We start from the raw sequence: 15,726 nt of genomic DNA, 5'->3' as shown, positions 1-15,726 counted from the left end.
AAAAGACTCTTCCCGAAGAGAAGAGTCTTTAGTTTGTTTAATATATAGAAGTTATACGGGTTTATTTTCTTTAGTGTTTTTTGCTTCTGTAATTATTTGTCTCTTTTCTTTTCTGTAATTATCGCGAAGATCAGCTATCTTTTGCTTTTGAGCTTCAGGAGCTATACGACTTAGTTCTACAGCTTTTTTCTCTTTTGTGAAGTTTTCTGTAAGTTCTTTTAATCTAGCTTTGCTGGCTTCGTCAAGGTTGCTTAAATATCTCGTATTTCTATGAAAAGCAAAGCGTCCGTCTTTAGCAAAATCTTTTCTCATATCCTTTAGTTTAGCTTGCTGTTCGGGAGTGTATATATTGTTTAGAGCAGTTTGATGTTCATTAAAGAGCTCTTTAGATTTACTCCTGAATCCTTCATTTTCGGCTTTGATCTTTTGTTTCTGTTCATCAGTCAGATTGAGTTCTTTCATTCTATTTGCTCTATGTTCTTTAGATCCTCTGATTGCCATTCTACGATCATCCTTTTTGTTTCGCATATCTCTTGCTTTGGAACGAAGTCCGTCTTTTCCTTCTTTATTTATTTTTCTATCTCCTCTTTTCTCATTCACCTCTTTCATTTTAGCCTGTTGCTCAGGAGTGAGTATGCTAGTCACTGCGCTTTGATGTTCGTTTCTCAACTCTTTCATCTTAGCTTGCTTGTCTTCTTTGTTTAGACCTGATTGCTTTTGCAGCTCCTCGACCTTAACCTTGAAGTCAGCTCTTTCCTTTTTAATTTTTTCTTGTTGCTCAGAGTTCAAATTCAGTTCTTTTTCCATCGGAAAATTACGCTTTCCTCCTCTCTTCGATTCTTGTGCACTAACTGATGTTATCAAAGAAGCACAAAATACTATTGCTAACGATAAAAATAATTTTCTCATAACCTTACATTTATTTTAATGTTCTATTTGCTTAGATATTATTCATCGTCAGTGGTTTAATGGGATAGTCCGTTTTAACTTTTTTTGTTTATTAGATACTTAGTGTGAAATCATCTTAAAAAATAGTTGTTATAAATGGTATTTATATGTTGAAGGACATGTTAATGCCTTTTTTTATTAACTTCACATTTCCGAATAAAACATAAGAGTACACAAAAATGAATAAACTATTAATTTGCATGATTTTAAGTTCTATAATTCTCTCTTCCTGTAATAAAAAGGATACATTAAATAAAGCTGGGTATTCCGGTGAAGATATTTCAAAAGATGTTATTATAGTAAGAGATAAGGCGACTAAATCAGCTTCTGTCCAGATATTTACAACCGGTAAATGGTCATTGTATTCGGGAAGCTCTGTTGATAATATAGATTTCTCAAAACCTATTGCTGAAGGAGAAGACAGCGGTCTTTTTCCGTTGACAGTAACAGACTCTGTCCGTTCCTATTTTGAAGTGGTAACAGATAAAGGAAAAGCTGTTTTGTCCGACAGGCATTTGCCTATGACAGGAGGTTATAATTTCCGAGATTTAGGAGGATATCGTAATACTGATGGGCGGTACGTGAAATGGGGAAAAATATTTCGTTCCGATGATTTGCATCAGTTGACTGATGCGGACCTTAAATACCTTTCGGCGATACCTGTAGTATCTATTGTCGATTTTCGGTCGGAAGAAGAAAGAACATTGCAACCGGATATAAACCCGGCTTCGGTAAAAACAAACTATCCGTATTCTATTTCTCCGGGCAACCTCATGGCAGCGGTTACTCTGGATATAAAGTCCCTTACATCTGAAAAAGTAGAAGGACTGATGCAAGAAATGAATGTTTTGCTAGTAACGGATAGTGCATGTATAGATCAATATCGTAAGTTTTTTGAGCTATTGCAAAACGAAGAAGATGTACCTTTGATGTTCCATTGTTCGGCAGGAAAAGACCGTACAGGCATGGGGGCGGCTTTAGTCTTGTCTGCATTGGGCGTTGATGAGCAAACCATAATGAAAGATTATTTGGATTCGAACACCTATTTGGCTAATAAATATGCTCAGTTTAAGTCCGAATATCCAACCTTGTCAGCGTTATATGAGGTAAAGCCTCAGTTCCTGCAAGCCGGTCTGGATAGGATAAAAAAAGATCATGGAACAATAGAGAATTATTTGACAAAAGTACTGAATGTCGATATTCAAAAAATGAAAGATAAATACTTATATTAAGATGTAAAATATTCATTGTTAATATCTGATATCATATTTTGTTGTGTCTATCTACAACTTTTTGTACTTTCGTAATATATACTGTGTAGATTATGAGTCAACCGTTAGCAGAAAGATTGCGACCACGTAATCTGGATGAATATATAGGCCAAAAACATCTTGTGGGAGAAGGGGCAATTCTTCGCAAGATGATAGAATCGGGTAGGGTGCCTTCCTTTCTTTTGTGGGGACCTCCGGGAGTAGGAAAAACGACTCTTGCCCAAATTATAGCCAATACCCTGGATACGCCTTTCTATACTCTTAGTGCAATTAATTCGGGTGTAAAGGATGTGCGAGAGGTAATAGAACAAGCCAAGAAGGGACAGTTTTTTAATACTAAAAGTCCTATCTTATTTATAGATGAAATTCATCGCTTCTCTAAGTCGCAACAAGATTCGTTGCTCAATGCTGTCGAAACGGGGGTTATTACACTCATTGGAGCCACAACGGAAAATCCCTCTTTCGAGGTGATACGGCCTTTGCTTTCCCGCTGTCAGGTATATGTATTACAGCCTTTAGGAAAGAATGATCTGATAGAGCTGGCTAACAGAGCCATAACTCAAGATGTGATTCTGAAAGAACGCGATATTGACTTGCAGGAGACTAATGCCCTACTTCGTTTTTCGGGTGGAGATGCTCGCAAGTTATTGAATATTCTCGATTTGGTGATTAATGCCGATGTAGAAGATAAAGTTGTAATAACAGACAAGTTGATTACCGACCGCCTGCAAGAAAACCCTGCCGCCTACGATAAGGGGGGCGAAATGCATTATGATATCATATCGGCGTTCATAAAATCTATCAGAGGCAGCGATCCCGATGCGGCTATATATTGGCTTGCACGAATGGTGGCAGGCGGAGAAGACCCTAAATTCATAGCCCGCAGGCTGGTTATATCTGCGGCCGAAGACATCGGGCTGGCAAATCCGAATGCCTTGCTTCTGGCCAATGCCTGTTTTGATACCCTTCAAAAAATTGGCTGGCCCGAGGGACGTATCGTGCTTGCCGAAGCCACAATCTACTTAGCCACGTCGCCAAAGAGTAACTCAGCTTATTTATCTATCGACGAAGCTATTGCTTTGGTAAACGATACGGGAAATCTGCCCGTACCATTACACCTGCGAAATGCTCCGACGAAATTGATGAAAGAGCTGGATTATGGAAAAAATTATCAATATGCTCACAGTTTCGAAAATAACTTTGTACAGCAGGATTATGTGCCTCAAGAGATAAAAGGACGTCAGTTTTGGAAACCTCAGCAAAACTCGTCGGAAGTGAAAATAGTGGAATGGTTGAAAAAACTGTGGAAAGACCGGTATTAAAAGTAGCTTAAGTTTTATATCAAAATATCGAATAAAATTGCCGATAAATCAACTCTCTTTAAAAAAATAGCGATAAAATTTGTTTTTAAAAAAAAGTTTATAACTTTGTGTTCATATTCAAATAGAATTAATGACAAATTGTTTTTTACATATCCTCATTATTGATATTCTCCTCGTCGATCAGAATAAATGAGAAAGGTATGTATTTTGAATAAAATATAAGGAATAAATGAATATAAGCCTTTCTCATTATGGGAAAGGCTTTTTTTATAAATATTGTTTAATAGACAACTATAAGCTAAAGGCTAAATAAAAAATTATGGGATTTGAATTAAGAAGTTCTACCAGTACACAAGGCAGACGTATGGCTGGCGCCAGAGCTCTATGGAGAGCTAACGGAATGAAAGAAGAACAGATGGGTAAACCACTAATTGCGATTGTAAACTCTTTTACACAGTTTGTTCCGGGACACGTCCACCTACACGATATTGGTCAGAAAGTCAAAGCCGAAATAGAAGCTTTGGGTTGTTTTGCCGCCGAATTTAATACTATTGCCATCGACGATGGTATTGCTATGGGACATGATGGAATGCTCTACTCTTTACCATCCCGCGACCTGATAGCAGATAGTGTCGAATATATGGTCAATGCACATAAAGCAGATGCTATGGTGTGCATAAGCAATTGTGATAAAATTACTCCAGGTATGCTTATGGCTGCCATGCGTTTAAATATACCGGCAATCTTTGTTTCGGGAGGCCCTATGGAAGCCGGAGAGCTTGGCGATCAGCATCTCGACCTGATAGATGCAATGATAAAAGCTGCGGACGATACAGTTTCGGACAAAGAAGTAAATGCCATAGAACGTGCTGCATGTCCTACATGTGGTTCTTGCTCGGGTATGTTTACGGCAAACTCTATGAACTGCCTGAATGAAGCAATCGGACTTGCCTTGCCCGGTAATGGAACTATTGTAGCCACACATGCCAACCGTTCGAAACTTTTTAAAAATGCAGCTAAGCAAATCGTTGAAAACGCATATAAATATTACCGCGATGGAGACGAATCGGTATTGCCTCGAAATATTGCTACAAAAACAGCATTCCTCAATGCTATGACTCTCGATATAGCTATGGGAGGATCTACAAATACTATCTTACACCTTTTGGCCATTGCTCAAGAAGGCGAAGTCGATTTTTCGATGGATGATATAGATAAACTTTCCCGCAAAGCTCCATGTCTTTGTAAGGTAGCTCCCAACACTCAGAAATATCATATACAGGATGTGAATAGGGCAGGAGGTATTCTTGGTATAATGAACGAACTGAACAAAGGTAAACTTATTGATCCTAATGTACCACGGGTAGATGGACTTACACTTGCCGCGGCTATTGAAAAATATGATATAACAAAGCCTGAATTGTCGCACGAAGCTGAAATATTATATAAGTCGGCTCCCGGAAACCGCTTCAATCTGGTGATGGGCTCTCAGGATAACTACTATCCGACTCTTGATACAGACAGGGCAAACGGTTGTATTCGTGATATGGAACATGCTTACACTAAAGATGGCGGATTAGCCATACTCAAAGGCAATATTGCCCTAGATGGCTGCGTTGTAAAAACGGCAGGGGTAGATGAGAGCATCTTCAAATTTTCCGGCAAAGCAAAAGTTTTCCATTCTCAGGATGCTGCTTGCGAAGGAATATTAAAAGATCAGGTAGTAGCTGGAGATGTTGTAGTTATTACATACGAAGGACCAAAGGGTGGACCGGGAATGCAGGAAATGCTTTATCCTACATCATATATCAAATCGAAACATCTGGGTAAAGAATGTGCTTTGATTACAGACGGACGCTTCTCTGGAGGTACATCCGGCTTGTCTATCGGTCACGTTTCACCCGAAGCTGCTTCTGGTGGAGCAATAGGTTTAGTAAGAAATGGAGATATTATAGAGATAGATATTCCTAACCGTTCTATAAATGTGAAGATTTCCGATGCAGAATTGGAAGAACGCCGTAGACAAGAAGTGGCAAAAGGAAAAGATGCATTTAAGCCCGACCGGGAACGCTATGTGTCGAAAGCCTTGAGAGCGTATGCAAGTATGGTTAGCTCGGCCGATAAAGGTGCGATAAGAATAATAGAGTAGCTCAAAAGTCTCCTTATATAAGCTGATTTGGAAGCGATTTTTGATAATAATTAATGAAACATATGACTAATAATAAAATAACAGGAAGTGAAGCTCTTATTCAGTCTCTATTGAATGAGAGGGTAGATACCATATTCGGGTATCCGGGAGGAGCAATAATGCCCGTGTTCGACTGTTTATATGATCATAAACACGAGATTAATCATGTTTTGGTTCGTCACGAACAAGGTGCCACACATGCTGCGCAAGGTTTTGCCCGTACATCGGGAAAGGTTGGTGTAGCTCTTGTTACATCTGGCCCGGGAGCGACCAATACAATAACAGGAGTAGCAGATGCTATGCTCGATAGTACCCCTCTTGTTGTTATATCGGGACAAGTCGTTTCATCTCTATTGGGTAGTGATGCTTTTCAAGAAGCCGATGTAGTCGGTATCACTCAGCCTGTATCTAAATGGTCGTATCAAATTCGCCGTCCCGAGGATATTGCGTGGGCGGTGTCCAGAGCATTCTATATTGCCTCTACAGGACGTCCGGGACCTGTCGTTTTAGACTTAACTAAAGATGCCCAATTCGGGTTGTTGGAAAACTTTGAATATACAAAGGCTACATTTATCCGTAGTTATCAGCCCAAGCCTGATGTAAAAGAAACTGAGATTACTATTGCTGCAAAAATAATAAATGAAGCACAAAAACCGTTTGCTCTTGTCGGACAAGGGGTTATTCTGGGAAATGCGGAAAAAGAATTGCTGGCATTTTTAGAAAAATCAGGTGTACCTACAGCATCTACTGTATTAGGATTGTCGGCAATACCGTCCAGTCACGAGTTGAATGTAGGTATGTTGGGTATGCATGGTAATGTTGCTCCAAACCAGAAAACAAACGAATGTGATGTGCTCATTGCTATTGGTATGCGTTTCGATGATCGTGTTACCGGAGATCTTAAAACCTATGCCAAACAAGCAAAAGTAATACATTTCGATATAGATAAAGCCGAAATTAATAAGAATGTTGCTGTTACCGCCCGTGTTTTGGGAGACGTAAAAGATACTCTTCCTTTGGTAACCGAGCAATTAGAAAATAAGAGTTATCCGGAATGGTTAAGCGAGTTTAAGGCTTGCTATAAAAGAGAATATGATGTTGTTATCGATAATGAGCTTTACCCCACATCGGGACAGTTGAAGATGGGAGAGGTAATAAATAAAGTCTCTGAGGCAACAGGAAATAATGCTGTATTAGTAACCGATGTTGGACAACACCAAATGATGGCTGTGCGCTATTTCAAGTACACTAAAAGTCGAAGTGTTGTTACTTCCGGCGGGCTTGGTACTATGGGATTTGGTCTTCCGGCAGCTATCGGAGCTAAATATGGTGCACAAGATCGTACTGTATGCCTTTTTGTGGGCGATGGAGGTATCCAGATGACTATACAAGAACTAGGTGTAATTATGCAATACAATGTGGATGTGAAAATAATCCTATTGAATAATCACTTTCTTGGCATGGTGCGTCAGTGGCAGGAGTTATTCTTTGATGAACGTTATTCGGAAACAGTGATGACAAACCCCGACTTTGTAAAGATTGCAGAAGCATATAATATAAAGAGCGAAAAAGTAGAAGACCGTGCCGGCCTTGATGCGGCAATAAATAGGATGATAACACACAAAGGTTCTTATCTGCTCGATGTTCAGGTGGAAGCTAAGGGTATGGTTTATCCGATGGTGCCAGCCGGCACATGTGTAACTAATATCTTGCTGGGTAATGAATAATCTTTATCTATAATTTGGGTGAACAAACCAATAAAATAAGAAAAGATAACAAATAAAAAAACAGTAAAAAAAGAGTACAAGTTTGTCAGGTTTTAGTTAAAATCACATCTTGATTTATGAGCCGATTGCAGGTTTGAATGATTGGTACGGTACATCGGCATATTTATCAACTCGCACATTTAAAATATTATGGAAGATAAAACATTATATACAATAACCATATTCTCCGAAAATACAGTAGGTCTGTTGAGTCAGGTAACAAGTGTTTTTACCCGTCGGCAGTTGAATATAGAAACGTTGTCGGTGTCGGCTTCGGCTATAGAAGGAATTCACAAATTTACAGTTACCGTATTTTGTGACGAAGAAACTGTACGGAAAGTAGTCCTTCAGATTGATAAGCGCGTAGATGTTCTGAAATCGTACTATAATACGAACGAAGAGCTGATATATCAGGAGATAGCCTTATATAAATTAGCAACTTCCGATTTTCTCAAAATATCTTCAGTAGAGGAACTTGTTCGTAAACACAATGCCCGTATCCTCGATATAAATGAAAATAATGTGGTTCTTGAAAAGACAGGACACTATCAGGAAACGCAGGATCTTTTCGAAGAATTAAGTAAATCTATCGGAGTGTTGCAGTTTATCCGTTCCGGAAGGGTAGCGATAACAAAATCGAAAATAGAACGGCTTAGCGATATGCTTGCCGAACTGGATAAAAAAGATAAAGTTAATAGCTAAATTATTTATAGGGTTTGTGAATTATGCAATATGTAAGTTATTTAGATCAAAAACTACTACCTTTGTAGAGTTACTTGACATAAAATAAGCAATATTGCTATTACAAAACATATAAAGATTAAAATAATGTTAGCACCCATAGGTAAATATGAATTTACGATAGACGCTTATTTGACAGATTTCAGAGGAAAAGCAACCCTTCCCATGTTAGGTGGCTTTATGTTACAGGCAGCAACTAAACATGCCGAAGAGAGAGGGTTTGGATATTCTGATATGACGTCTCAGCAACGTGTCTGGGTATTGTCTCGTATGGCGATAGAACTATACGAATATCCTAAAAATGATACAGTTCTTATTATTAAGACCTGGATTGTGAGTGTGAATCGTCTGTTTACAGAGCGTCATTTCGCTTTTGAAGATGCCGATGGGAGGATTTTGGGTTATGCCCGCTCTCTTTGGGCTTCAATAGATCTAACAACCCGTAAACCTACTAATATTTTAGAATTGGACGGATTGACAGATTATATAAATACAAATTTCGAATGTCCTATAGATGGGCTGTCTAAAATACCTTTATTGAAAGAAGATGGTAGTTTGGTTTCGGAATTTACAGTAAAGTATAGTGATGTGGATATAAACAAGCATCTCAATAGTATGAAGTATATAGAGCATTTTGTAGATGTGTTCGATATAGAGATGTTTAAAGAAAAAGAAATACGCCGAATCGAGATCAATTATGTGGCAGAAGGGCGTTATGGTTCGAAGCTGGATATAATGAGCCGCTCAGATGATAATGATACATTCATTCTGGAAATGCGAGACGGCGAAACAAATGTATGTTCGGCTAAGGTAGTATGGAACTAATTTTATAAACCTAAATATTTTATTTTAATAAAAACTAATTATGGCAGAAATGAATTTTGGTGGCGTTGTAGAACAAGTAGCTACCCGCGATGAATTTCCTTTGGAAAAAGCAAGAGAAGTATTGAAGAATGAAACAATCGCAGTTATTGGCTACGGTGTACAAGGTCCGGGACAAGCATTGAATCTTCGCGACAATGGTTTTAACGTGATTATCGGACAACGAAAAGGCGGTAAGACTTGGGAAAAAGCCATTGCCGATGGTTGGGTACCGGGCGAAACTCTGTTCGAAATAGAGGAAGCTGCCGAAAGAGGTACAATCGTTCAATATCTATTGTCCGATGCAGCTCAGATAGAGGTATGGCCTCGCATCAAACCTTACCTTACTGCAGGTAAAGCATTATATTTCTCACACGGTTTTGGTATCACATACAAAGAGCGTACAGGAATTATTCCTCCTGCTGATGTAGATGTTATCTTGGTTGCACCTAAAGGATCGGGAACAAGTCTTCGCCGTATGTTCCTTGAAGGTCGTGGACTAAATTCAAGCTATGCTATATTCCAGGATGCTACAGGTCGTGCTAAAGAACGTGTAATAGCACTTGGTATCGGAGTTGGTTCCGGTTATTTGTTCGAAACAGATTTCAAACGTGAAGTATATTCTGACCTTACAGGCGAGCGGGGTACACTTATGGGAGCAATACAAGGAATCCTTTTGGCTCAGTATGAAGTATTGCGCGAAAACGGACACTCTCCGTCAGAAGCTTTCAACGAAACAGTAGAAGAGCTAACTCAATCATTGATGCCATTATTTGCAGAAAAAGGAATGGACTGGATGTATGCCAACTGTTCTACTACTGCTCAACGTGGTGCTCTTGATTGGATGGGACCTTTCCATGATGCTACAAAACCAGTATTTGCAAAGCTATACGATGAGGTGGCAAAAGGAAACGAAGCTCAACGCTCGATAGATACAAACTCTAAACCTGATTACCGCGAGAAACTGGAAGAAGAACTTAAAGCTCTTCGCGAAAGTGAAATGTGGCGTACAGGTGCAGTAGTAAGAAAACTAAGACCAGAGAATAATTAATCTGGAAGACCCTTTTATATAAAGGCGGCTTGTAATATTTATATTGCAAGCCGTTTTTATGCTATGGAAACAAATTTTCTATTCAGATACTTTTGTTATATATTTGCCTGACATAAACTTTAACAAACCAATATAATATGAAGAAAATATTCATTCTTGCCATCACTCTTTGTTCAGCATCTATTCTGTTATTCTCATTCTCATCGTGCTCGGGCTGTGTGAAGAAAATCTCTAAAAAAGTAACAGAAACCGGACTCGATGTAGTAGAGGGTATGTCCGAAGCTGTAGATGAGCATGGTGAACGTGTGAGTGAAAAAGCTGCTGATGCAGCAGGAAAAGTTGCAGTAGGAGTTGGGCGGAGTCTTGATCGTTTTTTAGATGAACATGCCTCAAGTATAGCTTCCGTGGGTGGACGCACTGTTGTACAGTCAGTGGACGGTTTTGCTGATGGCTTTAACGAAGAAGTAAAGAAACACTATGATGCTATTCCGCATACAGATAATTTCAGTTCGGGGGTTGCTCTAGACTATTTTGCAAAATATAAGACTACTCCTATTGTAGATGCCTATTTCATCATTATGGAGGATGGGGTCTATAAATGCAAGTTTGAGTGCGTTGGACCCGATGGTAAGATCTTCTTGACTAAAGAGGCTGAAATAAATAAGATTGCTGGAGAGCGTAAATACTCATTAGTGAGTTTTGCTCTTAATCCGGAAGAGGAGAAACTCTTTGAAACAGTCGCTGATGTAAAAATAACAGTTAGTAAGAAAAAATAGTTTGTATCTTGATTTCGATACAAACTAAAAGCCCTGATAAAAACTTATCAGGGCTTTTAATTCTATAGTCATTTATTCTTAATGTGCACTCTCAAATTGTTCTAAGAAACGTTTGTCATTTTCGGAGAACATACGAAGATCTTTGACTCTGTACTTCAGATTTGTGATGCGCTCTACACCCATACCTAAAGCATATCCTGTATAGACCTTACTATCTATTCCGCAATTTTCCAATACGTTAGGATCTACCATGCCACATCCCAATATTTCTACCCAGCCAGTATGTTTGCAGAACGGACAGCCTTTACCTCCACATATGTTACATGATATATCCATTTCGGCACTGGGCTCGGTAAAAGGAAAGTATGATGGACGAAGACGTATTTTTGTGTCAGCACCGAATAACTCTTTCGCTAGAAATAGCAATGCTTGTTTCAAATCGGCAAAAGATACGTTCTTGTCTATATATAAGGCTTCTACCTGATGGAAGAAACAGTGGGCACGATAGGAAATGGCTTCGTTGCGATATACTCTTCCGGGACAAATTATACGTATAGGAGGTTGTTGCTTCTCCATTACTCGGGTTTGTACCGAAGAAGTATGTGTGCGCAACAATATTTCGGGGCTACGTGAAATGAAGAATGTATCTTGCATATCGCGTGCGGGATGATCATCTGCAAAATTTAGCGCTGAAAATACATGCCAGTCATCTTCTATCTCAGGACCTTCAGCTATTGAAAACCCAAGCTTACGCAGTATGTCGCAAATCTCTTTTTTTACTATAGATATGGGATGACGTGTACCTAATTCTACAGGAGCAGCAGTACGTGTAAGATCTATATTATCGTCGCTAGACTGATTGTTTTCTATAGATTCTTTTAGCTGATTTATACGTTCTTGTGCTTTTTCTTTCAGCTCGTTGAGCCTTATGCCCACTTCTCGTTTCTGATCTGCAGCAACATTGCGAAAATCATTCATTAAAGCAGACACTTCACCTTTCTTACTTAGGTATTTTATACGTAGAGCTTCTATCTCTTCAGCTTTACCGGCTTTCAAGCTATCTATTTCGGCCAGTAGTTGGTTAATCTTATCAATCATATGTATATTATACTTTTTTCTAGCAAACGGATACAAAAATACACTTTTCTTTTTTTATAGCAGAGGTTTATGCTAATAAAATAAGGATATGCCATTCTCTTGACATATCCTTATCTTTATATTTCTATATTCTCGAGATTTTATCCTCCTTTTGTAAGTAAATCTAGTCTCAATTTGTTTACTCGTTTATTAAGACCTTGCAAATCCTCATTTTGACTTAAAGGAATTACTCTGAACATTCTGTTGTTATATTTTTTTATTCTGTATGTGATGCCTATCTGAGTATTGATTATTCCATCATACTTAAGTCCGGCTACACGACCATTGAAGTCGTCCGGATATAGATTTGCTATTATTTCCAGATTTATGCTTATAGCGTCATTTATCCGAAAGTCTCCCTGAAGCCCAACGCGAGGGACTACACTTTTGGTTGACAATACTTTATTCTTACTATTGTTGAATGTATAAGCAAGTCCAATCCCCGTAATAGCTATAAGGTTGAATTTACGTTCGTTCTCGCCTAAATAAGGAGACTTATACCTCCAAAAAATATTAGTAAGATTCCATAGGCCGTCAAAGCTTGCCTGAATATACTTTACATTGAAGGTTTCGCCTATTTTGTTTTTTATATCATAATTTTTAGACAAGCCTCCTTCCATCTGCGCACGGGCTCCTACTTCGGGATAGAAGTATTTACCGATAGAGATGGCAGCATGAGGTGCTAATAAATTACTTATAGATGCATCCCTGAAGTGTTCGCTTAATGTACAAGAAGCCCCCACTTGAGTTTGTATAAACCAGTGTTCAAAAAAATGAGGCTTGGCAAAAGCCATTTGTTGCGAATACATGAGAAGGGATGAAATGCATGTTAATACAGAGAATAACGCTCTTTTCATATTGTCTATCTTTTCACGGCGCAATATACTATTTTTTATTAAGATATTTACGACTTGTTTAAAAAAATAAGAATGACTATGAAATAGCCATTCTCACCTTTCTTTTTGATTACCTTTTTTATTTACTAGTTGTAGTGAAAACAACAGTACTTAAATAAATATTGAAATTAATTTAAGCTGTTATTTATCTAACAATGAATATTTCTTTTTGTTCAATTGATATTTGTTAATATTTTGTTGCAATAATGTTTCTTATTGATGCAAAATAATTTAGAAACAATCTAAAAGAAGGAAAATTAGTTTTTTTTAGTCGCTTTGATTTTTTTCTTTCATAAACCATTTTTTTTTGGTATTTTTATCAACCAAAATGCTTATAACAGGGTGTTTCGACTCTTAAAATACACTTCAAAATATAAACGATTAATATATGGCTCACCTACCTGATTTTATTAGCGACTTAGCTATAATACTTATAACGGCAAGTATAGTTACAATTCTTTTCAAATGGCTGAAACAGCCCGTAGTCCTGGGGTACATTGTTGCCGGTTTCTTTGCCAGCCTTCACTTTAAAGAGTTTGTGGAAAAATTAGTTGTGAAAATAAGTGGAATCTCGGAAGGGGAGGTGGCAAGTGTATTTAAAGCTTTACCCGAAATTTCGGATATGGCTAATATTACGATTTGGTCCGAACTGGGTATTATATTTCTTCTTTTTGCTTTGGGGCTTGAATTTAGTTTCAAAAAACTGATGGATGTCGGAGGAAAGGCTTCTATTGCTACTCTCATCAACATGGGCTCGATGATAATTATAGGTTATCTTGTTGGTGAACTATTATTAGAAAATCTTATACCTAATTGGTCGCCAATGAACAGTATATTCTTGGGAGGTATGTTGTCTATGTCATCTACTACTATCATTATAAAGGCCTTTAACGATATGAATCTGCAAAAGAAAAAGTTTGCAGGTATTGTTTTTGGGATGCTTATTGTGGAAGACGTTGCAGCTATCGTAATGATGGTTTTACTCTCTACATTTGCTGTGAGTCAGCATTTCGAAGGAGGCGAGCTGGCAAATAGTGTTGTCAGATTACTGTTTTTTATGCTTATCTGGTTTGTTGTAGGTATCTATTTAATACCTACTATGCTGAAAAAATTAAAACAATATCTGAATGACGAAACATTACTAATAGTGGCTATAGGTCTATGTCTGGGCATGGTATACTTCGCTACAGTAGTTGGATTTTCTGCGGCGTTAGGCGCTTTTATTATGGGATCTATTCTGGCCGAAACAATAGAATCTAAACATATAGAACATCTTATAGAACCATTGAAAAATCTCTTTGGTGCGGTTTTCTTCGTGTCAGTAGGGATGATGATAGACCCCGCCATTATTTCTGAATACGCTTTATTAATACTGCTACTTACATTTGTTGTACTTGTCGGGCGTATTATTTTTGCTACTTTGGGAGTTGTTGCTTCCGGCGAAGGGCTCAAAGTTGCTGTACAATCCGGATTCAGTCTTGCTCAGATTGGTGAATTCTCCTTTATTATAGCTACTTTAGGGATGAGTCTGGGGGTAATTACAGAAACCCTTTATCCGATAATAGTTGCAGTATCCGTTATTACTACCTTTACTACACCATACTGTATTAAATATTCCGAGAACGCCTATGTCTGGCTAGAGAAACGTGTTCCTAATAAATGGGATAAGTTGATAGAGGGCTACAGCGCTTCGGGGTATAATACTGTAAATAAGCAAAACGACTGGAAGAAATTATTGAAAAGTATCCTTACTCTTGTTGCAGTATATTTCACTATTGCAGTTGGTATTTTACTTATTTTTCAAAGTTTTATAACCCCTTATATTGTAGAATATATGCCGGGAAGCACGTGGGGGCCTATTCTGTCGGCGATTATAACATTAGTGGCTATGGCTCCATTTTTGAGGGCTATTATGATGAAGAAAAACCGTTCTACAGAATTCAAAAATTTATGGCAGGACAACAGGCTCAACAGAGGGGCTCTTATTTCTCTCGTTGCATTCCGTATAATTATATGTATAATTTTGGTTCTCATGGTTTTAATACCATTATTTCCACGATTGACTGTGTTGATGGTTATAATTTCTCTTGTAGTTGTTACATTCATTATATTTTCTCAAGGATTTAAAGCACAATCGCGTAAAATGGAAGCTCGCTTTCTAGAGAATCTGAATCTTAAACAAAAAATGGATGAGAAGAAAGCTGCAATTCTACCAACAGTGGCTAACGATTTAAGATCAAAAAATATTCACATAGAAGAGTTCGAAATATCACAGTCTTCTTCTAGCGTAGGATATACATTGAGAGAACTTAATTTTAGACAGAAAACCGGAGTTAACATTGTTACTATTATAAGAGGAAGTAAAAAAATAAATATTCCGGATGGTAATGAACGTCTTTATCCTTTCGATAAACTTGTTGTTTCAGGCTCGGACGAGGAGATGCAAAAACTCTCTCAGTACTTGATTGATAAAAGGGCTCAAAATTCACAAGTAGAAGAGGAAGCACAGCATCATATATGCCTTTCTCAGTTTCTGATAGAAGAAGGAAGTTCTCTTGTCGATAAAACTATTGCAGGTGCAGGTATAAGGGAAAAAACAGAATGTATGGTAATCGGTATCGACCGCGGAGAAGAATCTATAATAAATTTTAGTCCTGTCAGTTTTGTCTTTCAGGAAGGCGATATCATTTGGTTGGCTGGAGAAAAAGATAAATTAAACTCTTTTGAAAGTAATATATCAGACTTGGAACCTATAATTCCATAAGTAGT

At 37.9% G+C, this 15,726-nt stretch carries 12 protein-coding genes; 9 read left to right on the top strand and 3 right to left on the bottom strand.

Annotated features, from left to right (window positions below; genetic code table 11):
* Window positions 1-51: 51 nt before the first annotated feature.
* A complete protein-coding gene (locus tag BGC7_RS10955) occupies window positions 52-909 on the bottom strand; it encodes a Spy/CpxP family protein refolding chaperone (protein ID WP_050701632.1) in 858 nt (285 codons plus the stop codon).
* A gap of 218 nt (window positions 910-1,127) precedes the next feature.
* Between BGC7_RS10955 and BGC7_RS10950 the strand changes: the two genes are divergently transcribed.
* The 8 genes from BGC7_RS10950 to BGC7_RS10915 all read left to right on the top strand — a co-directional run bounded on the left by BGC7_RS10950 (window position 1,128) and on the right by BGC7_RS10915 (window position 10,924).
* On the top strand, window positions 1,128-2,180 hold the full coding sequence (locus BGC7_RS10950) for a tyrosine-protein phosphatase (protein WP_050701631.1): 1,053 nt from the start codon (window positions 1,128-1,130) through the stop codon (window positions 2,178-2,180).
* Window positions 2,181-2,272: 92 nt separating this feature from the next.
* Window positions 2,273-3,541, top strand: coding sequence for a replication-associated recombination protein A (locus tag BGC7_RS10945; RefSeq protein ID WP_050701630.1), 1,269 nt, complete (start codon window positions 2,273-2,275; stop codon window positions 3,539-3,541).
* A 319-nt stretch (window positions 3,542-3,860) separates the two neighbouring features.
* Window positions 3,861-5,690: a dihydroxy-acid dehydratase gene (gene ilvD, locus BGC7_RS10940; RefSeq protein ID WP_050701629.1), complete on the top strand. Its 1,830-nt coding sequence runs from the start codon at window positions 3,861-3,863 to the stop codon at window positions 5,688-5,690.
* Between the two features lie 62 nt (window positions 5,691-5,752).
* A complete protein-coding gene (gene ilvB, locus BGC7_RS10935) occupies window positions 5,753-7,456 on the top strand; it encodes a biosynthetic-type acetolactate synthase large subunit (RefSeq protein WP_050701628.1) in 1,704 nt (567 codons plus the stop codon).
* A gap of 189 nt (window positions 7,457-7,645) precedes the next feature.
* Window positions 7,646-8,197, top strand: a complete 552-nt coding sequence (gene ilvN, locus BGC7_RS10930) for an acetolactate synthase small subunit (RefSeq protein WP_050701627.1) — start codon at window positions 7,646-7,648, stop codon at window positions 8,195-8,197.
* Window positions 8,198-8,323: 126 nt separating this feature from the next.
* Entirely contained in the window at window positions 8,324-9,061 is a 738-nt protein-coding gene (locus BGC7_RS10925) for an acyl-[acyl-carrier-protein] thioesterase (RefSeq protein ID WP_050701626.1), read from the top strand.
* 40 nt (window positions 9,062-9,101) lie between these two features.
* Window positions 9,102-10,148, top strand: a complete 1,047-nt coding sequence (gene ilvC / locus BGC7_RS10920; protein WP_050701625.1) for a ketol-acid reductoisomerase — start codon at window positions 9,102-9,104, stop codon at window positions 10,146-10,148.
* Window positions 10,149-10,285: 137 nt separating this feature from the next.
* On the top strand, window positions 10,286-10,924 hold the full coding sequence (locus BGC7_RS10915; protein WP_050701624.1) for a hypothetical protein: 639 nt from the start codon (window positions 10,286-10,288) through the stop codon (window positions 10,922-10,924).
* 78 nt (window positions 10,925-11,002) lie between these two features.
* Here the strand turns inward: BGC7_RS10915 and pheS are convergent, their stop codons facing one another.
* The gene (pheS, locus tag BGC7_RS10910) at window positions 11,003-12,022 is read right to left on the bottom strand and encodes a phenylalanine--tRNA ligase subunit alpha (protein WP_050701623.1); all 1,020 of its coding nucleotides are present in this window, start codon (window positions 12,020-12,022) and stop codon (window positions 11,003-11,005) included.
* Between the two features lie 140 nt (window positions 12,023-12,162).
* Window positions 12,163-12,918: a hypothetical protein gene (locus BGC7_RS10905; protein ID WP_157258700.1), complete on the bottom strand. Its 756-nt coding sequence runs from the start codon at window positions 12,916-12,918 to the stop codon at window positions 12,163-12,165.
* A gap of 427 nt (window positions 12,919-13,345) precedes the next feature.
* Here BGC7_RS10905 and BGC7_RS10900 point away from each other — a divergent pair, with 427 nt between their 5' ends.
* Window positions 13,346-15,721, top strand: a complete 2,376-nt coding sequence (locus tag BGC7_RS10900) for a monovalent cation:proton antiporter family protein (protein ID WP_050701621.1) — start codon at window positions 13,346-13,348, stop codon at window positions 15,719-15,721.
* Window positions 15,722-15,726 lie beyond the last annotated feature (5 nt).

This window comes from Dysgonomonas sp. BGC7, from assembly GCF_001261735.1.
In the GTDB taxonomy this organism is placed as follows: Bacteria; Bacteroidota; Bacteroidia; order Bacteroidales; family Dysgonomonadaceae; genus Dysgonomonas.
Note: the sequence above shows the minus strand (reverse complement) of the source record. Positions and strands in the feature narration are given on the sequence as shown.